Origin of the sequence: Paenibacillus sp. JZ16, from assembly GCF_015326965.1 — a bacterium.
GTDB lineage: Bacteria > Bacillota > Bacilli > Paenibacillales > Paenibacillaceae > Paenibacillus_AQ.
This window is the reverse complement of record NZ_CP017659.1, coordinates 4,397,160-4,421,098: the sequence shown is the minus strand read 5'-3', so window position 1 is coordinate 4,421,098 and position 23,939 is coordinate 4,397,160. Positions and strand designations below refer to the sequence as shown.

Here is a 23,939-nt window from a genome sequence, read left to right as displayed (position 1 = left end):
TGTCTTGCGAACGTTCGGGAAAAGAGCGTCCATCCCCCGCGCCCAGCGGTGTTTCCACGGGTCAAGCCTGCAGCATTCTTGCGGATCATTTCCCGAATTGAGGCGGACATTCCGTGCTCATTCCATACGACAGCGCCGTAAATTGCGTAGGAACCTGTCGTACCCTTGGATGCAACGACAAAAAAACCGCAGAAGGCGATTTCCCTCTGCGGTCAGTTTATATTTTATCGAATTACATACGTTTGGCTCCGCGTCCACCGCGTTTGCCTTCCGTATTCTTCTTAAGCGAAGAGATCCGTTCTTCACTGTCTTTTAGGAAGCGTGACATTTTATCCTCAAATGAAGGCTTGTTGGCCGCAGGCTTAAACGGGCGTCCGCCGCGTTCACGGTTGAATCCTCCACCACCGCCACCTCCGAATCGTTCTCCGCCGCCTCCACTGCGTTCCGGTCTCGGTGCGCGGGGTGGACGACTTTCGGAAGCCGGCTTGTCGACAGCCTGCTTGATCGAAAGACCGATCTTGCCGTCCTTGTCGACATTAATCACCTTCACGGTAACGACGTCGTTGATTTTCAAATGATCGTTGACATCCTTAACGTAATTGTCGGCGATCTCCGAGATGTGAACGAGACCCGTGACACCTCCTGACAGATCCACAAATGCTCCAAAATGCGTTATGCCTGTCACCTTGCCCTCTAACTTGGTGCCCACTTCAATTGCCATAGAATAAAATGATCCTCCCTTAAAAATATACAGTCCGATTTAGAAATCGCGCTGCGGTGATTTGATTATACGATAATGACCTAAACAAGGTCAACAGACGTCTGTCATGCCTAATTACGGCTTTTCGCCCGAATTTTGGGGCTGAATGATCGGCGTCTCATTTGGCAGATACAGTCCAAACTTCTTGCGGGCAATCTGCCCGATATATTCAGGGTCCTTCAATCGCTCCACTTCATGAGTAATCTGGATTAGCGACTGTTCAACGGACTTATAATCCTCTTGCTTTTGAGCAAGCGCTTCGTTCTGATTACGGATGCGGTCATTCTGGGACCAGAGCGTTGAACCTGCCCAGATCAAAAACAGCGCCATCATCGCCACAAACATTTTTTTACGCCGGCGTGCGCCCTTGTTCTTTGTCTTGGTTTGTTGGGGAGCCTGCTTCGACGGATCAGCAAATCTTCCCATGACCATACCTCCTAAAACCAGCGCTTCCACGCCTTAATAACCTTGTCCGCGAGTTGCTTGCTCCATGCCGGCAGCCTGACTCTGGATGTGATCGGTCTCAGCATCCATTTCAAGAGTCGCCAAAAAGGCATGAGGCATTTAAGGACTAAACGCAACAGCGACAGGAGAAACTTCCATAGAAACCTTAACAATCCCAAGATGAGCATTAGGAGTCCTTTGATGGGATTCCACACTAACATACGGAACAGCTTGTACAAAAAGGCCATTAAGCCTTTTGTCACTTGAATTAACATTACCACAAAACGCTGGGTTATGACACTCCATAATAAAAAATAGATCCAAACCCCTATAAACAGGCCCACAAACACATAAAAACGCAGTTGACCGTCATTGGTCACGTACAACATGCGAAAAATGAAGAAGGCTGCCGCAATCCAGTAAAGGAAGTCCAGGGTATGCTTGGACCATCGCGGGAAACGGAGCTGCCCTGCCAGCACCCGGTAGCTGTCAAAGGCGACTCCCATCGCTGCTCCGGAGAAGAGCATCCAGAGCAGCGTGATCCATTGTACGCTGGGGTTCATTTAAACAGCTTACCCAGCAGACTCTTGTTCTTGGTCTGCGAACCGGGATTCAAATAAATCAGTGAATGCACCTGACCTTCAATCGACAAAAGCCCCTCTTCCAGGCTGAGATTTTTAATATGTAAATTTTGCCCCCGAATGGTGAGATGCCCAAGCTCGGTTTGAAGCAGAAATTCTTCACTGTCAAAGCTCTCCACATTTTGGACACCCGTTATGTCCAGCAGCTTCCGGTTCTGCATCCGCAGGTCATGAAACTTACCCTTCCCTTGGTCGATCATGGCATGTACCCCTCCTTTAACAATAGCTTATGGGAAGGTGCCTGTCTTTAGAACCGGAAGAAGAACAACCGCCTCAGGAATGATCGTGACGCTGCGACGAAAGCCAGGCGAAAGAAAGAGAGCAGGAGTTCCAATCGTTTATACATCCATGATAAACATAAAAACGCCCCCCACACCATATGGTGAGAGGGACGTTTGATGGAACGGCTTTGGGCTGCTTACCAGTCCAATCCGCGATCTTTAACGATCGGTTCTTCCTTGACCAAGGTGTAGAGGCTGGTCGCCTCATCTTTACGGGTTGTCTCGGTAAGACGCTCGACCCGGACGGTCACCAGCTTCTGGCCAAACTGGACGGTGATCTCGTCGCCCAATTTAACCGTGCTGCTCGGCTTGGCCTCGCGGCCATTGATCAGCACCCGACCTTGATCCGATACATCTTTCGCTACGGTACGCCGCTTGATTAACCTCGATACTTTCAGGAATTTATCGACGCGCATTATTTTACGGCTTCTTTAAGCTTGTTACCTGCCTTGAACGCAGGAACGTTGGATTCTGGAATTTCGATCGTGTTACCCGTTTGCGGGTTGCGGCCAGTACGTCCAGCGCGCTTGCGAGTTTCGAATGTACCAAAGCCGATCAATTGAACTTTATCGCCATTAGCCAAAGCTTCAGTGATTTCACCAAGGAAGCCGTTCAGGACGTTCTCTACGTCTTTTTTTGTCAAACCGCTTTTACCGGAAATGTTGTTGATCAGATCTGTTTTGTTCATGAATTAAATCCTCCCAATTATCAGAAAAATATAAGATTTTACGGTTATTCGGTTAAACCGCCTTGCAACCTGCAAGATTTCACCATTAATGATTATTCTGGATGCCTTGCGGAATTCCTGCCGCAAATCCCTATTTTTTTATTTTTTACGTGAAAAGTTGCCCTTTTCACACGTCGATACCGCCGTTTTGTGCCGATCCCGATTTAGCGGCCTGCCATAGGGCTTCCATCTCGTCCAGAGTACTTTCCTGCAAGGTTTTCCCCTGGGCGGCAAGCTTCTCCTCTATGTAGCTGAAGCGACTGACAAACTTTCGGTTCGTTCTCGAGAGCGCCTCTTCCGGATCCGCACCGATAAATCTTGCCGCATTGGAGACCGCGAACAGCAGATCGCCGAGCTCTAGTGCTGTGTCCTCATCAGACTGGCCCTCGGTCACCGCCTGCCTCAGTTCACCGAGTTCCTCTTCAATCTTCTGGAACACACCTTCGATATTATCCCAATCGAAACCAACCTTGGATGCCTTCTTCTGGAGCTTGTACGCCTTCATCAAGGCGGGAAGATCCCGCGGGATGCCATCCAGCGCCGAGGCTTTCTCAGGTGAGAGCCCCTTGCGACGCTTCTCTTCCGCTTTCATCTGCTCCCAGTTCTGCAGGGCAGATTGCGCGTCTTTGGCGCTGCTCTCGCCAAAGACATGCGGGTGGCGGAAGATCAGCTTGTCATTCAGCGCTTGAATGACATCATACACCGTAAAGGTACCGAGCTCCTCTTCCATCTGGGAATGCAGCATAATCTGCAGCAGCAGATCCCCAAGTTCTTCCTGCATATGCTCAGGATCATCCTCATCAATCGTCTCCAATACCTCATAGGTTTCTTCGATGAGATTTTTGCGGATGGATTCGTGGGTCTGCTCGCGGTCCCACGGACAGCCTTCAGGACTGCGGAGAATGCCAACGATCTCATGGAGCCGGGCAAACGTTCGCTGCCTTAACGTGCTGTCATCGCTTCGGGGTACGTAGATCAGCGACAAATTCCCGTAGCCGTCGATGCGATCGAGTTCAAAGAGCGGTACTTGCTGTATCGCTTCTTCGCCCTCAACGCCCAGCGCATGGCCGACAATGACTGGATAATCGTCCGGATACAGCTCCATCAGCGCCAGTTTAACTTCCGAAGCCGTAAACATGTCATACACCTGGCCGATCAGGGTATGCAGCTGCGGCTGGATGACGCTTGCCCGAAGCTCAGCCGCATCGAGAAGCTGGAAGCCCTCAATGGGATCGAAACCAAGGCGAACGAAGGCCTCGTCCAGAAAACTCTCACCGCCGAGCACCGTAAGCGTCACATGCTCTCCCGGGCAGCGTTCCCGTAATAACCGAACCGTTGCCTCCGCTACCATGGGATGCCCGGGCACCGCGTAGACAATCTCGCGATCCTCCTCAGCAGCTTTGGCCAAGTTGATTAGCGCGGATGCAATGGATTCGTACACCTCGGGAAAGGTGTCATACGCTTCATACACATGGTCAAACGATTCCGGTTCAATCTGGAATTCATTCAACGCAGCAATGACGGGATGAGATAATGTACGCACATACACCTTCGATGCCCGCTGCATGGTTTTTATGATACCTATCGTCAATCGATCCGGATTGCCAGAACCCAAGCCGACCACCGTAATGGATGCACTCATACGCTACTTCCTTTCGTCTTCGTCCGCCTTGTCGACGTCATTATCGTACACTACTATAGCACAGAAGATCAAACATCTCACAATCGGCCCGGTTCAGCGCAGCATACGCAGGGCCCGCAAGAAGGCTGCCAGTGGTCTTCCGACCTTCGGCAGCATCCGAAGCTCCTCCTCGGTGAGGAGCTTCGTGAGCGCGGCGCCGATAAGGAAGGCGCCGCATCCGGCCGCGACGCCGCTCAGGCCCGCTGCCGCGTGGGTGAGGCGACCTGGGGCGAAGCCGGCCGCCGCCAGAATGCCGCCAGCTGCCTCACCTGCGGCCCAGGCGGCCAGCGCCACCGCGGCGAGGACCGGCAGCGTCCTCGCAAGCATGCCGCCGGCGTCAAGGCGGGCGCCGGCGCTTCGCGAGAGCAGCGCGAGGTTGAGCGCGGCGGCGGTCAGATGCGCGGCCACGCCGGCGATAGCTGCGCCGGTAATGCCAAACTGCGGCACCAGCAGCAGGTTGAGCAGCAGCTTGAGCCCTGCCGCAGCCAGCAGATGAACCGCCGGGGCCTTTACAATGCCGATGCCTTGAAGCAGCGCGGCTGTAATCGTGCTCAGCGTACCCCCGGCGGCTGTAAAGGCAATCACCTGCATCGTCACCGTTCCTGCGGCATCCTCGTACAGCATAACGTTAATCGGCTCAGCCAGCACTGCCAAGCCTACGGAAGCCGTCATCCCGATCAGCCAAAACCAGCGGAGGGCCATGCGGGTTTGGCTTGCAACCCGGCTGGACTCTCCCTTGAACTTGGCCTCTGCCAGGGCAGGGATAAACAGAACCGACAACGAAGTAGCCAGCATCGTAACCAGCTGGACAAGCGGCAGTCCGCGGTTATAGACCCCAAACTCTGCCATAGCCATTGCTTCGCCCAGTCCGCCGGATGTCAATAACCGGGGCACCGTGAAGGTATCCACCAGTCCAATCAGCGGAACCGCGAGCAGACTAAGACAGACCGGAATTCCATAAGCAAGCAGGCGTCCAAGCAGAACACCTGCTCCCTCTCTAGATACATCGGCACGCATCCTCGTTTCGTTCATACCCGCTGCTCTGATTCCGTAGACAACTTTTCCTTGTGCTTTACTCCGAGTTCCCCGGAGATGCTTGCGCCAGTAGATTCCCATCACCACCAGACCGGCAGCACCACCGGCAGCAGATCCTAGCAGGGCCCCGGCGGCAATCATGTCGGAATCGGCGCCGGCCCGTATCATGTAAAGGAGCAGCACAATCATAACCCCGACACGGACAACTTGCTCCGTAATCTGGGAAATCGCCGTCGGCACCATATTGTGCAGCCCTTGAAAATAACCGCGGAGGACCGACATCCAAGGCACGAATGCCAGCGCCAACGCGCCTGCGCGGAGGGCGGGTACAACCTGACTGCTTCCGATCCACATCCCGATCCACGGAGCGCAGACATACATCAGCAAGCCGAGAATCAGACCGAACAGCACCAACGAGGCGGATGACAGGCGGAGCAGGCGATGACCGTCCTCTGTGCGCCCTTCAGCCTCATATTCTGCCACATATTTGGAGACCGCTGCGGGGAAACCGACGGCCGCTATCGTAATGATCATCATATAGAACGGATAAACCGTATTGTAGATGCCAAAGACGGCATCCCCGCCCATATTTTGCAGCGGTATTTTTTGCAGTGTGCCAATCAATTTGGACAAAAGCGCGGCCGCACTGAGAATAAACGCTCCCTGTAGAAGCCTTGCCCCTGTTTGATCTGGTTTCATATCCTCTTCCAATCCCCTAGTTTCTTTTTCCGTAAATATAGACCCATCATCATTCAGATGCTGCCATATGTACATCATTATAACCAAGGGTGTGAGCGTGGTACAAAAAAAGAAACCGGACAACAAAAACTCCCAGCTGCCGATTGACCTGTGATCAACGTTCAGCGGGAGTCTCCATCCAAGGATTCATGTCCTCGTCTTACTGTTCCATTTGCTTGCCGAGGAAGCCTGCAGCAGTTTCAGACATCTTCACTTCCATCTCACCCATGTTCACGGATTCATCCTTGTTCAGCAGCACAACACTGCCAATCGGGTCTCCACCAGCAATGATAGGCGCAGCGACAAATGCGGACAGAGTTTCCGGATTGTCTTTGCTGATCTCATACGTACCGCTGTTGCTTTCCAGCACTGTCTTGCGATTTTCCATGCAGTTTTCCAGAAGGTTGCCGATTGGCTTGTCCAAATACTCCTTCTTGGAGCCGCCTGCTACGGCGATAAATGTATCACGGTCCGATATGATCGTGATGTGACCTGTGCTCTCATAAAGGGACTCTGCATATTCCTTCGCAAAATCACCCAACTCACCGATCGGTGAATATTTCTTCAGAATGACTTCTCCATCCCGGTCAACGAAAATTTCCAGCGGGTCGCCTTCGCGAATCCGCAGTGTGCGTCTAATTTCTTTTGGAATGACCACGCGCCCGAGGTCATCAATACGGCGGACGATACCAGTAGCTTTCATGTCACTTGTTGCCCCACTTTCATAAGAAGATTTTTCAACTACTGTTCCATTCGGGAAGAGGATGTCCCCAGGTATATAAGAGTTAATGTCTGACCATAGTATTCATCCATTCCCAATTCCTTATACATCATCTACCCTCTGTTGGTTGCGAAATCCAAAATAAATATCATTCGAAAGAGACTGACGTCAGGGGAGAAAAAATCCATAACGCGCGATTTCGCACGTTATGGATTCGAAGATCCCACCATTTCTTGCGTGCGCTGGCCATACATCCGGCATTGCCCCAACGCATTACAATATCATTGCCCGACCGCTTGTCTGCGGGCTTATTTACCTGTGTCGTCCTTGCCTGCATCCGGTGTTTGATCACCTTCCGCCGGTTTGTCGGTTGTACCGTCTGTCTTCTGGTCTCCCGTGCCCTCGGCAGGCTTGTCCGCATTCTCGCTTTTCGGAAGATTCATGCTCTCAATCAGGTCGTTAAGCTCATTCTGCATGAAGTTGTCAATCTTCGCCGAAGCCAGCTCATTTCGAATGCCTTCCTTCTGATCGGCAGGCAGTTTGTCGTAAGACACTTCCTCACGCTTCTCCACTTTCATGACATGGTAGCCGTAATCGGTTTCTACCGGATCGCTGATTTTGTTCAGTTCCAGCGTTAAGGCCTTTTCCTTGAATTGAGGCACCCAGCTGCCTGCGGGTTTGTTCTCGTACAGACCCCCGCTGTCCTTGGAGCCCGGGTCCTGGGAGTATTCCTTCGCCAAAGCAGCAAAATCCTCCCCTTTATTCAGCTTGGACTGTACTTCCTTGGCAATTTTGAGCGCCTCTCCCTCAGGTCTCTCCTTGCCTTCGGTATCTTTAAAACCAATCAGGACATGACGAACGCTAATGTTGGTATAATCCTTCTTGTTCGCATCGAATTCCTTCTTGATATCCTCTTCTTTTACCTGATTCTTCTCGTGCTCCATGACGGTCATGACGCGAAGCATATAATTTTTGAGGTCGTCTTCCGTCAATTTCTGCGATTCCAGAGCAGCTTTAAACTGCTCCTCGCCCATTCCGCTCTTCTGCTGCTTTAACAAATCATCCGCTTGCTTCCCGGCAGCTTCCTTCGCTTTATCGTCAGCTTTGGCGTACAGGTATTCATAGGCTACCCCCTGTTTCGCCAAATACTCCTTAAATTCATCCATTTGTAAAAATTGGGCGTATTCCGGGGACATGAACTGAATCATGCGCTGTTCCAGATCAAATTCCTTCTCGGTAATTTCTCCACCCTTATATTTGACGATAACTTTGCTATTATCATCTTCGGTTCCCTTAGTCTTGTCGTTTCCGCACGCAGCGATCATCGACATGGATAGTACTGCTGTGATGGATACAATAAACGTCTTCCATGCCTTGTTATTTCTTGACGGCATTTTGTAGTTCTCCCTTCAGGTTGAATGGCCCTTTTGCGGCCTCCAGGAATTGCTCCAGCAATTCTAGCAGTTGTTGATCGGAAAGTCCCTTGCCTTTGATTCGAATGGCCATAGTCGGCCCTTGTTCAAATTGTACACGTCTTTCGAACATATTTCCAATTTGCGCAAGCCCTGTTGTATCAATCGCTTTGTCCTGCCCTTCATAAAACTGCAGCAGCACATCATCGCCGCGCTGGATGATGGAGTCGATCCCGTACGTACGACCATATACCTTCAAGCGGGATACGGCAAGCAGGTTACTTACCGCAAGCGGCAGCTCGCCAAAGCGGTCAAGCAGCTCGTCCTCAAGCTCAGCCGATTCGTCGATAGACGAAACGACAGCCACTTTTTTATAAATTTCGATCTTCTGGATGCTGTCATAAATGTAATCAGACGGCAAGTAAGCATCAATCCCCAGATCGATGGAGGTGTTCCAGTCCTTCGATGGCAATGGCGGCTCACCCAACATGCTGACTTTGCGCTTTTGAATCTCCTCCGCCAGCATTTGTGAATACAAATCGAACCCGACGGAAGCAATAAAACCATGCTGCTCCGCTCCGAGCAGGTTGCCCGCACCGCGAATCGACAGGTCCCGCATCGCAATCTTGAATCCGGAGCCAAGCTCCGTAAATTCTTTAATGGACTGCAGCCGCTTCTCGGCCACTTCGGTCAACACCTTATCCCGTTGGTACGTGAAATAAGCATATGCGATTCGGTTGGAACGTCCGACGCGTCCGCGCAGCTGATACAGCTGGGAGAGGCCCATTTTGTCCGCATCATGCACGATAAGCGTATTGACATTCGGGATATCCACGCCCGTCTCAATAATGCTTGTGCTCACCAATACGTCGTATTCGCCGTCGAGGAAGTCGAGAATGGTCTTCTCCAGTTCCGTTTCCGACATTTGGCCGTGTCCCACACCCACTCGGGCCTCCGGTACCAGCATGGATATCTGGGCTGCCATCTCCTGAATGCCCTGAACCCGGTTGTAAAGATAGTAAACTTGACCGCCCCGGGCCAGCTCCCGCTCGATCGCTTCCCGCACCAGGGTCTGGCTATGCTCTACGACATAAGTCTGCACTGGAAAACGATTCTCCGGCGGTGTCTCGATCACGGACAAATCCCGAACACCGAGCATCGACATATGCAGCGTGCGCGGAATCGGCGTTGCCGTCAGCGTCAGCACGTCGACATTGGTCTTCAGCTTCTTCAATTTCTCCTTATGCGTAACGCCAAATCGCTGCTCTTCATCCACGATCAGCAGTCCCAGATCCTTGAACACAATATCCTGCGACAGCAGTCGATGCGTTCCGATCAGAATATCGACGGAGCCCTGCTTTACTTTCTTGATCGTCTCATTCTGCTCCTTACGGCTCCGGAAACGGCTCAGCACCTGAATGTTGATCGGATAATTGGCGAAGCGCTCCCGGAACGTCTCGTAATGCTGCTGGGCCAAAATCGTTGTCGGTACCAGCACCGCAACCTGCTTCCCTTCGATCGCCGCTTTAAAGGCAGCTCGAACCGCCACTTCCGTTTTCCCGTAACCGACATCACCGCACAGGAGCCGGTCCATCGGTCGGTTTTGTTCCATGTCTTTTTTGATTTCGGTAATGGCCCGAAGCTGATCGGGTGTTTCATCATATGGGAACATGTCCTCGAATTCCTGCTGCTCCGACGTATCCTTCTCAAAACCGTATCCAGGCGCAGACTGACGCTCGGCATACAGCTTGATCAGATCGTCGGCGATATCCTGAACGGAAGAACGAACCTTGTTCTTAACCCGTGTCCATTCATTTCCACCCAGCTTGTAAACCTTCGGCTCCTTATCTTCGGAACCGACATATTTCTGAATGAGATCGATCTGCTCAATCGGAACGGACAGCTTATCGCCCCCGGCATACAAAATATGCATGTAGTCCTTATGGATTCCGTTGATTTCGAGCGTCCCGATCCCCATATATTTCCCAATACCGTGGTTTTGATGCACCACATAGTCGCCGACTTTGAGCTCCGTATAACTCTTGATGCGCTCGGCGTTGTCCATATTCTTCGTGGTTTTGCGTGTTTTACGCTGCTTCGAGGAGAACATCTCACTCTCTGTAATAATAGCAGCATGGACCGAAGGCATCTCGAAGCCATTTTGCAAATGCCCTTCATACATCACCGGTTCTTCGATGCCATAGTCCAGCAACACCCGCCGCATACGGTCCATCCGCTCTGCATCGCCTGCCAGCATCATGACCTGAACGCCCGACTTCTTCCAGCGTTCCATCTCGGCCTTGAGCACGTTCATCTGTCCATGGAAATCCTGCATGCCGCGCGTAATCATATTGACGATATTTTGCGGCTGCATTCTTGGCACCTGACGCAGGAAGATGGAGATCAACAGGCTCTGGTAGGGATGCTGGTAGATCAGTTCTTCCGTATCCAGCGACAGCGGCAGATCCGGCAGCGATTTGCCATTTTGCATCAGATGCAAATTCCATTCCGCTTCATCCCGCTCCAGCTGCTTGGCTGTTTCTAACAGGCGAGCAGGCTCATCCATAATCAGAATCGTATCCTTCGGCAAGTAATCATATAAATTGGTCTTCTCCGGATACAACAGGGAGATATATTTATAGATTTCAGGGAAATACATCCGCTCGCGCAGCATCTCAACTTCCCGGTGTATTTCGTCCCGCAAACGGAGCTTGGCCTGACGATCACTCATGCGTTCGAGCTGCGTCTCCAGCAGACGGGCCACCGTATCAGCTGTGCGACTAAGCCGCTCCGAATCGGCAATAATTTCCTTGCATGGTGTAATGGTGACTTCCCGGACCTTATCAATCGAGCGCTGATCCGCCGGGTCGAAGGTACGAATCGAGTCGATATCCTCATCAAACAGTTCTACGCGGTACGCCATGGTCGTTGTCATCGGATAAAAATCGATGATACCGCCGCGGACACTCATCTCGCCGCGGCTCTCGACGCGCTCCACCCGTTCATATCCCATCTCGATCATCTGGTTCAGAAAGGATTCCAGCACGAGTGTACCGCCGTCATGGAGCACGATTCGGGCATCGGACATCACTTCGGGAGCGGGAAGCAGGCGACGCACGCCGGAAAATGGCGCAACGACAATACCCCGGAAGCCTCTTGCACAACGGACGAGAACATCAATCCGCTGCGCCAGAGTCTCGGGGCTTGAAACGGCCGACTCGGCTGCTACCAGCTCATTCGCCGGGTATAATAACACTTGATCCGGTGAGAGCGCTTCCTGTAAATCATCCGCAATTTTCTGGGCTGAAAACATATTATGAGTGACCACGAGCAGCGGGCGCTGCTGGTCCTGGTGCAATGCAGCCATTAAGATCTGTCTGGACGACCCGGAAAGACCGGAGATCAATTGCTCCCTCATGCCGGCTTGAACGCCAGCGGTTATGGATTTGAAGTCCGAATCCTTCGAAAATACATCAATAAGTGCTTGTAACAAAAGGGGGCACCTCTCTTATGCAAAAGAAATGAATTTCCTAGACTCTATTTCTCATGGAATTTTAGACGATTGCCAAAAAATTATAACCGAAAAGAAGCCTTGAGCAAAACTGCCAAGGCTAGAGCAGCGGCAGGGCCTGCCGCTGTATGTCTTCTACCAAAAAACGTCGTTAACCCCATTATACTCTCATTGCAGGGGATTTGCCAAAAGGCTAAGTTCCGGATGGGCTTCGAGGGCTTCTCTGCAATGATCGCAGGTTACCCGGACCATCACTTCTCCGTTAAAATCATAGGCTATTATATCCTTGCGTTCCTCAGGGGTCAAGGAATCAAATCCGAGACGGGCTTCGGATACGTGATTGGAATCGATGCGGCCCTGAAAAGCCCGACAGTGTCTGCAAACATAGGTTATCGCCATCATATGCCTCCTGAAGGTCGTATATACCTTCAGTATGCCCGGAATTCCCTCGTTTAAGACTTCGATCTTCCGGCAGGTTGCTTCCATCCTATAATGCTTCTCTAGGACTTGTTGAACTTCGCCATCGTCTGCTCAAAGGTATGATCCAGACTGAATTCCAGCGCGTCACAGGTCTCCTCAACCATGCTCTGCAGCTGTTCGCGTTCTTTCTTCGGAAATGTACCCAGCACATAATCCACAATGGCATAACCTGGCTCAGGCCTCGATATGCCCATTCGGACGCGGTTGAAGCTCTGCGTCCCGGTATGCTGAATAATGGATTTAATGCCATTATGTCCTCCGGCACTGCCCTGATATCGCAGGCGGATCTTACCGACGACGGTATCCAAATCATCATAGACCACAATCATGTCCTCAAGACTCACTTTATAATAATCCATATAAGCACGCACGGCCTCGCCTGAAAGATTCATGAACGTCATCGGTTTGATCAGGACCGTTTTAGTGCCACCAATCATCCCTTCCGCGATGACCGATTTGCATTTATTCTGATTAAACTTCATGCCGTGTCGCTCTGCCAGAGCATCCAGCGCCATGAACCCAACATTATGGCGTGTCTTCTCATAATTTGAACCGGGGTTGCCCAGTCCGACAATCCATTTCATCACAGGTTGATTCCTTTCACGATTTATACTTTCTTCTTTGCGCATTTCTGAGTACAATATGAACAAAACCTATCGGCGTTATGCCCTCATAAGAAGGTGAATCGGCATTGAAAGCTTTCGAACAGAAATTAACGCACCACAGTCATTTTCAATACCATATGAAGCATGGCATCCCTGTTCAAGTCTATGAACTGGGTTGTCACATCGACGTGGGTCTGATCACTGCAGTCGACGCCTACTTTGTCGAGCTTGAGGGGACGCTATACAACCGGAACACGTTCACTTTCATCTCCAGGCCCGGATATTGATAGCCTACGCAGCACGTATTATCAGGCTGAAATTATGAAAACGTTTTCTCCCAGGCTGTTCACCTGCTCTTGCTTAACCCAAGCTACAAAGTCGCCATAGCCGACAAGGGTTACATCTCCTTATGAGGAGATGTAACCCTGCCTTTACACGGTTTATTATTCTATTTCAAACAATTTACTAATCGACAGTTCCTCATGAACCCGGATGATGGCTTCACCCATCAACGGAGCAACCGACAATACCGTCAGCTTGCTGCTCGGGTTCGGATTGGTGATCGGAATGGTGTCTGTTACAACAACTTCCTTCAGCGGGGAGTTTTCCAGGCGCTCATGGGCAGGGCCCGAGAGAACCGGATGTGTACAGCACGCGTAGACTTCCTTAACGCCGCCTTCCATCAACGCATTGGCACCCAGCACAATCGTACCGGCGGTATCGATAATGTCATCAATCAGAATGGCGGTCTTGCCTTCGATATTCCCGATAATGTTCATGACTTCACTGACATTCGGCTCAGGGCGGCGTTTATCGATAATCGCCAGCGGTGCATTCAGGAAATCAGCAAGCTTTCTCGCGCGAACGACACCGCCATGATCCGGAGATACAACGACAGGGTTCTCGATCTGCTTTGAACGGAAATATTGGGCAAGAATCGGCACCCCGAGCAGATGATCCACCGGAATATCGAAAAATCCCTGAATCTGCATCGCATGCAGGTCCATCGTAATGACACGATGAGCTCCTGCTTTTTCGATCAGATTCGCAACCAGCTTAGCGGTGATCGGATCCCGCGAACGCGCTTTGCGGTCTTGACGGGCATATCCGTAATACGGAATAACCACGTTGATGCTCTTCGCGGATGCCCGCTTGAGCGCATCCACCATAACCAGCAGTTCCATCAGGTTATCATTCACCGGCAAGCAGGTGGACTGCACAATATAAACATGGCAGCCCCGCACGCTCTCGGAGAGCTTTACTTGAATCTCGCCGTCGCTAAAGCTGGTTGTATGCGATTCCCCCATCGGAATGCCGATATAATCGGCGATTTGATGGGCAAGTTTAGGATTGGAATTACACGTGAATATTTTTAATTTAGAATCAAGATAAGTCATAGAATAAAAACCCTCCGTGCTGGTTCGTTGAATTAGGTATCCGATCACCGCTTCATATCTTGGTAAAGGAAGCAGGGATAATTACGATTTCTTGTTCTTCTTGGCGATAGCGCGTTCCCGGATCTTCTCTGCGTACCCTGGCTTGTTCTCCTGACGCTGTCTGGCGATGGCCAGATCATTATCCGAAACGGAATCCGTTATGGTAGAGCCTGCAACAACGAATGCGCCTTTGCCCACCTTCACCGGTGCAATCAAATTCACATTACTGCCGATAAATGCATCATCTTCAATTTCGGTAATGGACTTATTATAACCATCATAGTTGACTGTAATCGCACCGCAGCCGATATTAACGTTTTTGCCGACTTTGGCATCACCCACATAACTGAGATGAGATACTTTAGAGCCGTTATCAATCGTGGCGTTCTTCACTTCAACGAAGTCCCCCACCTTTACATCATCCCCCAGCTTGGCGCCTGGACGAAGATAAGCATACGGTCCTACAGAGGTCCGAGAGCCGACTTCAGCACTGCTGAGCACCGAATGTTTGACGCTGGCACCATCCGCAATAACGGAATCCTCGATATCGGAATCCGGTCCTATCACGCAATCTTCACCGATCACCGTATTTCCTTTCAGGACGGTACCGGGATAGAGCACGGTATCTGAACCAATCTTAACATCAGCCCCGATATAGGTTGATGACGGGTCAATGATCGTAACACCGTTCAACATGTGCGTGCGGTTGATGCGTTCTCTCATGAAGCCTTCGGCTTCCGACAGCGCCAGACGGTCGTTGACGCCAATCGATTCCGCGTAATCATCCGTCTGATAAGCAAGCACGGTCTCGCCGGCTTGTTTCAGAATACCGATGCAATCGGTCAGGTAATATTCCTGCTGCGCATTCTGGTTGGTTACATTGTCCAGTGCAGCAAATAGCTTTTTATTGTCAAAACAATAGGTACCGGTATTAATTTCAGTGACGGCGTCCTCTTCCGGACTGCAATCTTTCTGCTCAACAATCCGAAGTGCGCTGCCATCCTCGCCTCGAATGACCCGGCCGTAGCCTTTCGGGTTATCCATATGCGCGGTAAGCACCGTAGCGGCCGCATTGTTGCTCTCATGCAGCTTCAAAAGATTCTCCAGTGTCTCGGACGTCACCAGAGGAGTATCCCCGCAAATGACAATCGTGGAGCCTTCTTCGCCGCCAAGTAATTCCTTGGCTTGCTTCACGGCGTGACCCGTTCCGAGCTGCTGCTCCTGCAGTACATACTCGGCTGCGTCTTGCAGATAGGTGCGAACCGCTTCCGCGCCGTGGCCTACGACCACAACACTGCGTTCACAGTTTACCTGTTGTACGGTTTGCAATACATGTCCGACCATCGGCTTGCCACAAACAGGATGCAGCACTTTATATAGTTTGGATTTCATACGTTTGCCCTGCCCAGCGGCGAGCACAATAGCAAATCTTTTCAAGGGCCATGCCTCCTCCTCTTGAACTCACTACTGAATATATATCATTCTACAAAAAAGAAAAGAGAGCCACAGGTATGGCTCTCTTTTCCTTGAACCCCAATTGTAAATCTTAAGCGCCTTCTTCAATCACTTCTTCTTCAGTAGCCGCTCGCTCATACTCGGCCAATACAGCCGATTGAATTTTCTCGCGAGTACCGGAAGAAATGGGATGGGCAATGTCGCGGAATTCTCCATCAGGAGTGCGTTTGCTCGGCATTGCAACAAACATTCCATTGTTTCCGTCGATGACGCGAATGTCGTGAACGACAAATTCATTATCGATGGTAATGGATGCGATTGCCTTCATTCTCCCCTCAGAGTTAACACGGCGGAGTCTGACATCCGTAATTTGCATATGTGTTCACCACCTTTTTCCATCAGAGACTTGGTGTATAATTCCACACAGCAAACCAGAAATCCTTCTTTTTTCTAATACAAAATGTCCTAAAAACAGGAATTTTTTTTAGAATGTGATATTTTCGACAGACTTCGGGCTAATTCGAATGAAAACGCTATTATATCGACAAATATCGCGACTCTATTTTTCGAAATAATTACCAGGGTTGACGGTAATTCTCTTCGTTTTGGAGTCCACATCGCTTAAGATGGCCAGTGAAATATAGTCCTCCAGAAGTCTTTCCTCGGTTTCCACCGCTCCCGACTCTACCAGCACACCGACACCTGCGACTTCAGCATTAAATTCACCCAGCAGGTCAACCATTCCCTGAATGGTCCCGCCTGCCTTCATAAAATCATCCACGATCAGCACGCGGGAGCGTTCCTTGAGCGCCCGGCGGGATAATGACATGGTATGGATGCTCTTGTGCGAGCCCGACACATAATTGATGCTTACGGCCGACCCTTCGGTCACTTGATGGTCCCGGCGAACTAGTACGACCGGCAGGTTCAGTTGGGCCGCTGTCGCATAAGCCAGTGGAATCCCTTTGGTCTCTACGGTCATGACCACATCGATATCCCGGTCGGCGAACGCCGTGGCAATGATCTTGCCCGCCTCGTTCATCAGCGAAGGTTGTCCAAGCAGATCAGACATGTACAAATATCCGCCCGGCAAAATCCGATCTGATTGCTGAAGCTGCTGGCACAGCTCCTCCGCAAACCGCAAGGCATGATCTTTGCGCAGCTTCGGAATGTATCTGACTCCTCCCGCTGCGCCGGCCAGGGTCTGGAGCTCTCCGAGTCCCTCACTCTCGAACACGTCCTTAATAATCGCCAAATCCTCACTGATGGATGACTTGGCTGCTCCATATCGCTCGGCGAACGTCGTCAGCGGAATCAGCGTATGCGGTTTAGATAGTAAATATTGGGTCATATCGACCAATCGTTCGCTTCGTTTTAATTTTTTCACCTAGGGTTCCTCGCTAAATCCGAATATTATATGTTAAATATAACACCTTTGTACGTATTTATACAACTTTGTTTGAAATTCGACCCCGAATTGTCAAACATAACCGTTTCTAAGTCAGCAGGCGAACGGCATACACTTCCTTGCAGAATCCCCGCAGGCCATTGTAAATCCGGGCTACCTTGGATTCCTTGGAGACCAAGCCGAAGACCGTAGGACCGCTTCCGGACATGAGCGCGCCGTCAGCTCCCAATTTCAGCATTCCTTCCTTCAGCTGCTGAACTTCCGGGTGCATCTTCAAGGTAACCTCCTCCAGAACGTTACCCAGCGATTGACACATCTGCTGGAAGTTGCCTTGCGTAAGCGCCTCTACCATGCGCTCTGCCGATGGGTGGCGCTGAATCTGCTCGCTGCGCAAACGTCCGTACACTTCCGCCGTCGACACGTTGATCGGCGGCTTCGCCACGATCACCCAGCACTGCGGCGGATTCGGGATCGGCGTGAGTACCTCGCCGCGCCCTGTAGCCAGTGCGGTGCCGCCCGTTACGCAGAACGGCACATCCGAGCCGAGCTCTGCCCCCAGCGCGAGCAGCTCCTCCTGGGGGATACCCAGTCCCCAGAGGCGGTTCAAGCCGCGCAGTGTTGCCGCTGCATCACTGCTGCCTCCTGCCAGTCCAGCGGCAACGGGAATTTTTTTGTCCAGGTGAATATGTACACCCTGTTTCACGTCGTAGCGCTCTTTAATTAGTCTTGCTGCCTGAAAGGCCAAATTCTTCTCGTCCAACGGTATGTACCCTGCCTGTGAGGTGATGATGATGGTGTCCCGCTTCTGTTCGGACATTTCGAGCCGATCGGCGAGGTCGATCATCGTCATGACCATCTCTACCTCATGAAAGCCGTCAGGACGTTTATGAAGTACATCCAGCATCAAATTGATTTTGGCCGGTGCTTTTTCGTATATTTTCAAGAACGTTCACCTATCCTTAGCTTTTCCCATATGCTTGAACTTAACATATTCGAGGAAAAACATCTAATGCCTCTATATTAACAAACTCAGGCTTTGAAGTCATGGGACCGTTTGATGGAGGTAAACAAACAGGGGCTTCCGCTTAACCGGAAGCCCCTGCCGCGTTATGGTCTTTCTCTTACAGATCGGATTTGCGGGCTGCCCGCTCGGCGAGCTCAATCGCCCGTTTTACCATGTTGCCGGCATCCTTGGCCTTAATGCCTCCCCAGCCTTCTTTTTCCACGGTATCGTAGAATCCCAATTCCTTAGCCAATTCGGTCTTCAATTGATCGGACATAATGCTTCGTCTTCTCCTGCTCATCAATCCCGCCTCCTTGGAAAATGTATTGAGTATGGCATGAACAGCATCCGGCGCGATGCAGTGACCTTTTACGCCCCCCTGCAAGCTTAACCTCCATCTCCGCATATGGAACGGATAAAGAAGGCCTCGCGCAGCCTTAGTATGCGTTTAATTTTCGCTTGTCATTCTCCCCGGTTCGATGGCAACAAAAAACAGCCTCCCTGTAAGTGGAGACTGCTCTCTCATGACATATCGTTATGACTTGATATAGGTGATTCGCATCTCGTTGTCATCACCGGTTACCATGATTTCCACGGTTTCGGTCAGAATATCGGCATAACTGTAGGACACACGTTTAAAAGTTTGCTGGTCTTGATCCAGCTTCACAATGAAAACAGAAGGGTACGTTTCTTCCAAAACACCAGTACGCTCGACGGTCTTCCGACGGCCACCGTTAGCCCGAAGCGTAATTTTTTGCCCTAAATGGGCATCGAGACTGCGTTTGATTTCCAACAGCGCGTTTTTAGCCATTGTCGACGACCACCTCTTTCCTTGTCCATTATACAAAAGATTCAGTCATTTGTCAATTCAAAAACATTAATTATATCAGCATCAAAAATATATTGTCAACGTATTTTTTTTGACCCTGTATTTCTCGTGTGCATTTGCTTTAATATGTGCTAAATTGACAAGCTTTATGTATTTTTTTTGACAACATTCTTAAAGAATTGAAACAAAAAATAAAAAACCCCAGCTTGTGGGGTTCTTCTCGGGTCTTTCCTCAACGGCCGATAAGCCTCTTTCAGCACACAGTATGAGCCTAACTGACCGAAGGCGTAACCTTCAATGTGGACAAATCCTGCAGCTTGGGCAGACCGATCCGGTAGCTGCCTCTCGTCTCGATTCCGCCCACGCCCTGGCTGCCGCTGATCGTATGATGAACGACATCATGAATGTTCACGGTATCCCTGACCGACGTATAGGCTGCCTTGGCGGCAACGTAGACGGGATCCAGGGCATGAATGAGGATTCGCCCCGGCGAGCTGGCAAAATTGGCTCCTGCCTGCAGCAGCGCTTCAAAATGCGATTGGCACGCTCCGGCTACAATGACCAGGGAATCCAGATTCCGCTCATATTGACGTGCTACCTGAATGGCCGTGACAAAGTTGTGTGAATTTTTATAGCTGTCCAGGCTATATAAATCGTATGGCTGTCGTCTCTTCAGAACTCCATCATGACCTGTAATTACCACGATATCAGGTCTTACCCGCGGAAGAAGACGATATAATGAATCGGCCATCCCCGACTCATTGATATAATGGCCTTCCGCTGGGACCCGAAGCTGATTATACAAGGTCAAACTCTTCTTCAGGTATTGGGGATCCCCATCCAAATGCAGCACTTTGCCCGGCACGTCAAAATATCCTTTATCCGCAAGCTGGCCGCCTTCGATATTGCGCAGGCTGGCCAGTTGACGCTCGCTCTGCTCCTGTCTGTGCTTCTGCAGGCGGTCCAGCGACTCATTGGCTTTGATCTGTGCCTGCTTTGTTCGTTCGCTTAAGGTGGGATGCGGGACCGTGACCAGATCATCAACGGGAGCATCGGCCAGTAACCGGAATTCCGTCCCTTTGATGACGATATTGTTATTTTGCCGCATGCCTTCTACCCGGAACGTTACATCGCCGCCGTAGGATTTACGAACGACCAAGTCTCCCAAGTTCATCACAACATCACCCCTACCCTATGGTATGGGCCACTGTGACTATTGGTTCTTGGAAACATCAATTTATCGCGTCGAGACCTTCCGCGGGTCTATGGGCGCCCTAATGGCTGTATTAACGAATATCCGCGTTGTACAATATGTTGCTAAGCCGGGCATACTCTTCAATACTAAGGGTCTCGCCGCGCCGTGAAGGCTCGATGCCCGCCTCCTGCAGCAGCTGCTCCAGCCGTTCACGGCCTTCTCCCGGAAAGAACCGGCTCTTCAGATTGTTGGCAATCGTCTTCCTCCGCTGTGCGAAAGAGGCCTGGACCACCTCGAAGAAGAAGCTTTCATCTTCTACGCTGACAGGAGGCTGTTCCCGTACCGCCAAGCGAATAACGGCCGAAGCGACATTCGGCTGCGGAATAAACACCGTATGCGGCACAATACAGACCAGCTTAGGCTCACTGTAATATTGAACGGCAATGCTAAGGCTGCCGTAATCCTTGCTTCCCGGTGCGGCCGCCATCCGCTCTGCCACTTCTTTCTGAATCATCACCACGATATTCTCCAGCGGCAGCTTCTCCTCCAGCAGCTTCATGAGAATCGGCGTCGTCACATAATACGGCAGATTCGCAACCACACTTACCTTCGATACGCCCGCAAAATCCTGACGGAACAGCTCATGAAGATCCACCTTCAGGACATCCCCATGATGCACCTTCACATTCTCATAGGGCTCCAGGACCTCCCGCAAGATGGGAATCAGGCGCTGATCAATTTCGACCGCGGTGACGGTTCCTGCCGTCTGTGCCAGCTTCTCGGTTAACGCACCGATCCCAGGACCGATCTCAAGCGCTCCCTTATCTTCATCCAGTCCTGCAGCCTCCACGATTTTATACAATATATTCTGATCGATGAGAAAGTTTTGACCCAGACTCTTCTTGAAGGAGAATCCATGCCGTGAGATGATCTCCTTCGTCCGTCTTGGTGTTGATATATCCTCGATCCGATTCATTGGCTTACGCCCCCTTCTTCCAGCTGTGAAAGTGCGGCCAGAAATTCTTCCCGCGATATTTGAAACATGGCCAATCGTTTATGGAATTGCTTGCTGTTGCAATATCCGATCCCGAGCAGGTTTCCCATCGTCATACGCCTTGCAGCAGCCTCCGGATGGGCTGATAATCCTGCCTCCAGCATGTCCTCCAGACTGATCAGGCTCTCTCCGCCCTCAAAGGAGGTATGTACCCGCTCCAGCGCACGCCGTATCGCTTCTGGCGAGGCATTCTCTACGCCGATATCCCCTTTGCGGGTAGCATCCGCTTCCGGAATAAAGGCATGCTTGCAGCCAGGGACACCCTGATCCACAATTTTGCGGATCCGCTCCCCTGCATGGTCAGGATCGGTTAATATAATAACGCCTCTGCGCTCCTGAGCAAGCGCTATGCGTTTCAGGATTTGTTTATTGATCGCTGAGCCGCCCGTTTCGATCGTATCTGCTTCTACGGCCCGTTTAATGGCAACGGTATCGTCTCTGCCTTCCACAACAATCACTTCTTTAATCATGCGTTTGTTCTCTTCCTTCCCAAGAAAACAGGCTTGTACAACCTCTAGGTTCTACCAACTTAGCCCTATATACTCCGTTCTTAACAAAACAAAAGAAGAGGAAATATTCCCTCTTCTTCATCATTATATATTATAAGCTAAATAGTATAGCATTAGAATGGTATTGTAAATTGGAATTCATGCGTCTAGTTCAATTCAGGTTTAACCGGACCGATCACGTAAACGGTGCGGCCGCTCTTCCGGCCGAAGTTTATGGCCGATTTCAGTGAATCATAATACACATCGATTTTGTTGCCTTTGATGGCACCGCCCGTATCTTCTGCACGACGGAAGCCAATGCCTTCGATATAGACCCACCAGCCGATCGGGATGATGTTAGGATCAACGGCGATGGTGCGTCCTTCTGTAACGCGTGTACCGGATGCAGTGCGTGTACCGATTCCCTGCTGCTCAGCGGAATACGCCGTCATCGACACGTTGTTCAATACCTTGCTGTATTTAAAATCAACGCCTGCCCGAGAAACCACGTTGTTCTCGACAGCCTTGGCGGTCGTTACTTTTTTCGTGCCGGACAATTTAGCCGGTTTAGCCTTTACATCGGTGGCTGCCGCCTGAACGATGACAGGCTTCTCTACTTTTTTCGTGCCAACAGCAATGATTTTATCCTTCGTTCTGCGTTCAATCTCTTGGGAGACCTTCGTCTTGGAAACCAGCTTGCCATTGTGGTAGACCTTCTCATAATGGTTCACCATGAGACCAGGCTCGCCCCGCTGAATAACGCGGTTATCCCCTCTCTCAAGCGATGGGTCGGCTGTTTTGATCACGCGGAAATTGCGATCCTCCGTCTCTTTAACTTTTTGTTTCGTGACGCGAACGACATCGATATTCATATTGCTGGTCAGCTTCGTGTTCTGTGCCGGTTGTACTATATCTTCACCCTGGATCGTAATACCAGCCTCTTTAAGTACATGATCAACCGTATCCTGGGATGTAAATATGGTTTTGGTTGTGCTGCCTACTGTAACTTTGACTGGAATTGCCCGGTCAATGATGATCCGGTCTCCATCCTGGATCGCGCCGTTTAAAGGCATCGAAATCTGATCCTGAGGACTCAACGTGATCGCTTGCTCATCCAGCAATTCCTGCAGCAATGATCCACGTGTTTCTACTGTGGTGACACGACCATCGACGACAAGCTGAACCTCCTTGCCTGCCTGATCATGTACGACCAACGATATGAGAAGTGATACCGTAACGGCACCCATGGCACCGAGCAACATCAGTTGACGCAAATTGTCATGCTTCCATCTCAATGCGTAAGACATGCTGGATGATTGTGATTCATGGGTTTCTTCAGGTTGAAAAATGCCCACTATTCCATCCTCCTTCATAGTCCCGCCGTCTAGGTAAACGCATGAATGCATTTGACGTGACTATAGCAATTTTTCTCACAAGGCGCCCTGCTATCTATCTACACCCTGCGTCAATTCCCGTCTTTCCGTCCATGTACCACCACCCCTTGTTTACCAAGAGTATGATGATCCCCTCTCCATTATTCAAAAATAAAAGAAAGCCATTGAAAGAGTACTAGAGGCTCTAACGTGGCTTCCTGATGATTAGAATCATGGAAATGGTATGCACGAGAATTCCCCTCTTATTTCGCTTACGGAGTTAGCTGTCGGGTTCGGACGTAAGAGAGACGCCCTAGATCCGGATACCCGCTCATGGCGAGATCCTTCAAATTCACCCCAAAGACCCGAAAAAGAAATCAAATACAGCTGCGCGCATTCAGACCAGTATGCACGGCGGTATCGGTTCCCCCGTTCCCCAAAATTTCGGAGATTAAGCGAGACGGTTCATGAAATATTCGGCCGCGATCTGCACATCGCAGCTTCTTATCACTGAAAAGATGATATCCTGTTTGTATGCAGGTTGTAAAGCAACATTCAACCACATTTTCTCATGTAAAAGGTTAAAATATTGTAATATCAACGCCTTTTCTGATTAAAAAACTTTAATTAATCGAAAATGCTCCCTTTTTCATCGCTTTTGC

At 50.6% G+C, this 23,939-nt stretch carries 25 protein-coding genes and 1 riboswitch; of the genes, 1 reads left to right on the top strand and 24 read right to left on the bottom strand.

Going from position 1 to position 23,939, the window contains the following annotated elements; genetic code table 11:
- Window positions 1-232: 232 nt before the first annotated feature.
- The 13 genes from BJP58_RS20105 to pth all read right to left on the bottom strand — a co-directional run bounded on the left by BJP58_RS20105 (window position 233) and on the right by pth (window position 13,015).
- Window positions 233-721, bottom strand: a complete 489-nt coding sequence (locus BJP58_RS20105; protein WP_009591896.1) for a S1 domain-containing RNA-binding protein — start codon at window positions 719-721, stop codon at window positions 233-235.
- A gap of 114 nt (window positions 722-835) precedes the next feature.
- Complete coding sequence (locus BJP58_RS20100; RefSeq protein WP_113057411.1) at window positions 836-1,186, bottom strand: FtsB family cell division protein; 351 nt, start codon at window positions 1,184-1,186, stop codon at window positions 836-838.
- Window positions 1,187-1,197: 11 nt separating this feature from the next.
- On the bottom strand, window positions 1,198-1,767 hold the full coding sequence (gene yabQ / locus BJP58_RS20095; protein WP_194540302.1) for a spore cortex biosynthesis protein YabQ: 570 nt from the start codon (window positions 1,765-1,767) through the stop codon (window positions 1,198-1,200).
- Window positions 1,764-2,045, bottom strand: coding sequence for a sporulation protein YabP (gene yabP, locus BJP58_RS20090; protein WP_009591926.1), 282 nt, complete (start codon window positions 2,043-2,045; stop codon window positions 1,764-1,766). The genes yabQ and yabP overlap by 4 nt, the downstream gene beginning before the upstream one ends.
- Before the next feature lie 218 nt (window positions 2,046-2,263).
- The gene (locus tag BJP58_RS20085; RefSeq protein ID WP_076326537.1) at window positions 2,264-2,542 is read right to left on the bottom strand and encodes an RNA-binding S4 domain-containing protein; all 279 of its coding nucleotides are present in this window, start codon (window positions 2,540-2,542) and stop codon (window positions 2,264-2,266) included.
- Window positions 2,542-2,814, bottom strand: a complete 273-nt coding sequence (locus tag BJP58_RS20080) for an HU family DNA-binding protein (protein WP_009591918.1) — start codon at window positions 2,812-2,814, stop codon at window positions 2,542-2,544. The genes BJP58_RS20085 and BJP58_RS20080 overlap by 1 nt, the downstream gene beginning before the upstream one ends.
- Before the next feature lie 166 nt (window positions 2,815-2,980).
- On the bottom strand, window positions 2,981-4,495 hold the full coding sequence (gene mazG, locus BJP58_RS20075; RefSeq protein ID WP_194540301.1) for a bifunctional methyltransferase/pyrophosphohydrolase YabN: 1,515 nt from the start codon (window positions 4,493-4,495) through the stop codon (window positions 2,981-2,983).
- Window positions 4,496-4,588: 93 nt separating this feature from the next.
- Entirely contained in the window at window positions 4,589-6,268 is a 1,680-nt protein-coding gene (locus BJP58_RS20070; protein WP_194540300.1) for a putative polysaccharide biosynthesis protein, read from the bottom strand.
- A 199-nt stretch (window positions 6,269-6,467) separates the two neighbouring features.
- Complete coding sequence (spoVT, locus tag BJP58_RS20065) at window positions 6,468-7,010, bottom strand: stage V sporulation protein T (protein ID WP_071221080.1); 543 nt, start codon at window positions 7,008-7,010, stop codon at window positions 6,468-6,470.
- A gap of 326 nt (window positions 7,011-7,336) precedes the next feature.
- Complete coding sequence (locus tag BJP58_RS20060; protein WP_194540299.1) at window positions 7,337-8,422, bottom strand: peptidylprolyl isomerase; 1,086 nt, start codon at window positions 8,420-8,422, stop codon at window positions 7,337-7,339.
- Window positions 8,406-11,933 (bottom strand): transcription-repair coupling factor, encoded by a 3,528-nt coding sequence (gene mfd, locus BJP58_RS20055; protein WP_194540298.1) that lies wholly within the window; start codon window positions 11,931-11,933, stop codon window positions 8,406-8,408. The genes BJP58_RS20060 and mfd overlap by 17 nt, the downstream gene beginning before the upstream one ends.
- Before the next feature lie 186 nt (window positions 11,934-12,119).
- Window positions 12,120-12,350: an anti-sigma-F factor Fin family protein gene (locus BJP58_RS20050; protein WP_006207424.1), complete on the bottom strand. Its 231-nt coding sequence runs from the start codon at window positions 12,348-12,350 to the stop codon at window positions 12,120-12,122.
- 101 nt (window positions 12,351-12,451) lie between these two features.
- Complete coding sequence (pth, locus tag BJP58_RS20045) at window positions 12,452-13,015, bottom strand: aminoacyl-tRNA hydrolase (protein ID WP_076326543.1); 564 nt, start codon at window positions 13,013-13,015, stop codon at window positions 12,452-12,454.
- A gap of 107 nt (window positions 13,016-13,122) precedes the next feature.
- Between pth and BJP58_RS20040 the strand changes: the two genes are divergently transcribed.
- Entirely contained in the window at window positions 13,123-13,323 is a 201-nt protein-coding gene (locus tag BJP58_RS20040; RefSeq protein ID WP_071221084.1) for a hypothetical protein, read from the top strand.
- Window positions 13,324-13,479: 156 nt separating this feature from the next.
- Here the strand turns inward: BJP58_RS20040 and BJP58_RS20035 are convergent, their stop codons facing one another.
- The 11 genes from BJP58_RS20035 to BJP58_RS19985 form a co-directional block, all read right to left on the bottom strand.
- Window positions 13,480-14,433 (bottom strand): ribose-phosphate diphosphokinase, encoded by a 954-nt coding sequence (locus tag BJP58_RS20035; RefSeq protein WP_006207421.1) that lies wholly within the window; start codon window positions 14,431-14,433, stop codon window positions 13,480-13,482.
- Window positions 14,434-14,514: 81 nt separating this feature from the next.
- Window positions 14,515-15,909 (bottom strand): bifunctional UDP-N-acetylglucosamine diphosphorylase/glucosamine-1-phosphate N-acetyltransferase GlmU, encoded by a 1,395-nt coding sequence (gene glmU / locus BJP58_RS20030; protein ID WP_194540297.1) that lies wholly within the window; start codon window positions 15,907-15,909, stop codon window positions 14,515-14,517.
- A 109-nt stretch (window positions 15,910-16,018) separates the two neighbouring features.
- Window positions 16,019-16,303, bottom strand: coding sequence for a septation regulator SpoVG (gene spoVG, locus BJP58_RS20025; RefSeq protein ID WP_006207419.1), 285 nt, complete (start codon window positions 16,301-16,303; stop codon window positions 16,019-16,021).
- A 183-nt stretch (window positions 16,304-16,486) separates the two neighbouring features.
- Window positions 16,487-17,314: a pur operon repressor gene (purR, locus tag BJP58_RS20020; RefSeq protein WP_071221086.1), complete on the bottom strand. Its 828-nt coding sequence runs from the start codon at window positions 17,312-17,314 to the stop codon at window positions 16,487-16,489.
- 109 nt (window positions 17,315-17,423) lie between these two features.
- On the bottom strand, window positions 17,424-18,278 hold the full coding sequence (gene ispE / locus BJP58_RS20015; RefSeq protein ID WP_194540296.1) for a 4-(cytidine 5'-diphospho)-2-C-methyl-D-erythritol kinase: 855 nt from the start codon (window positions 18,276-18,278) through the stop codon (window positions 17,424-17,426).
- A gap of 178 nt (window positions 18,279-18,456) precedes the next feature.
- The gene (locus tag BJP58_RS20010; RefSeq protein WP_009591920.1) at window positions 18,457-18,639 is read right to left on the bottom strand and encodes a small, acid-soluble spore protein, alpha/beta type; all 183 of its coding nucleotides are present in this window, start codon (window positions 18,637-18,639) and stop codon (window positions 18,457-18,459) included.
- Between the two features lie 234 nt (window positions 18,640-18,873).
- Window positions 18,874-19,149 carry a biofilm formation stimulator Veg gene (gene veg / locus BJP58_RS20005; protein WP_006207415.1) on the bottom strand — a complete coding sequence of 92 codons (276 nt, stop codon included), beginning with the start codon at window positions 19,147-19,149 and terminating at the stop codon, window positions 18,874-18,876.
- Between the two features lie 289 nt (window positions 19,150-19,438).
- Window positions 19,439-20,341, bottom strand: coding sequence for a sporulation peptidase YabG (gene yabG / locus BJP58_RS20000; protein WP_071221088.1), 903 nt, complete (start codon window positions 20,339-20,341; stop codon window positions 19,439-19,441).
- Window positions 20,342-20,453: 112 nt separating this feature from the next.
- Window positions 20,454-21,338 (bottom strand): 16S rRNA (adenine(1518)-N(6)/adenine(1519)-N(6))-dimethyltransferase RsmA, encoded by an 885-nt coding sequence (gene rsmA, locus BJP58_RS19995; RefSeq protein WP_194540295.1) that lies wholly within the window; start codon window positions 21,336-21,338, stop codon window positions 20,454-20,456.
- A complete protein-coding gene (gene rnmV, locus BJP58_RS19990) occupies window positions 21,335-21,886 on the bottom strand; it encodes a ribonuclease M5 (protein ID WP_194540294.1) in 552 nt (183 codons plus the stop codon). The genes rsmA and rnmV overlap by 4 nt, the downstream gene beginning before the upstream one ends.
- 185 nt (window positions 21,887-22,071) lie before the next feature.
- A complete protein-coding gene (locus BJP58_RS19985; protein WP_194540293.1) occupies window positions 22,072-23,259 on the bottom strand; it encodes a resuscitation-promoting factor in 1,188 nt (395 codons plus the stop codon).
- Window positions 23,260-23,530: 271 nt separating this feature from the next.
- A riboswitch (cyclic di-AMP (ydaO/yuaA leader) is annotated at window positions 23,531-23,745 on the bottom strand.
- Between the last annotated feature and the right edge of the window lie 194 nt (window positions 23,746-23,939).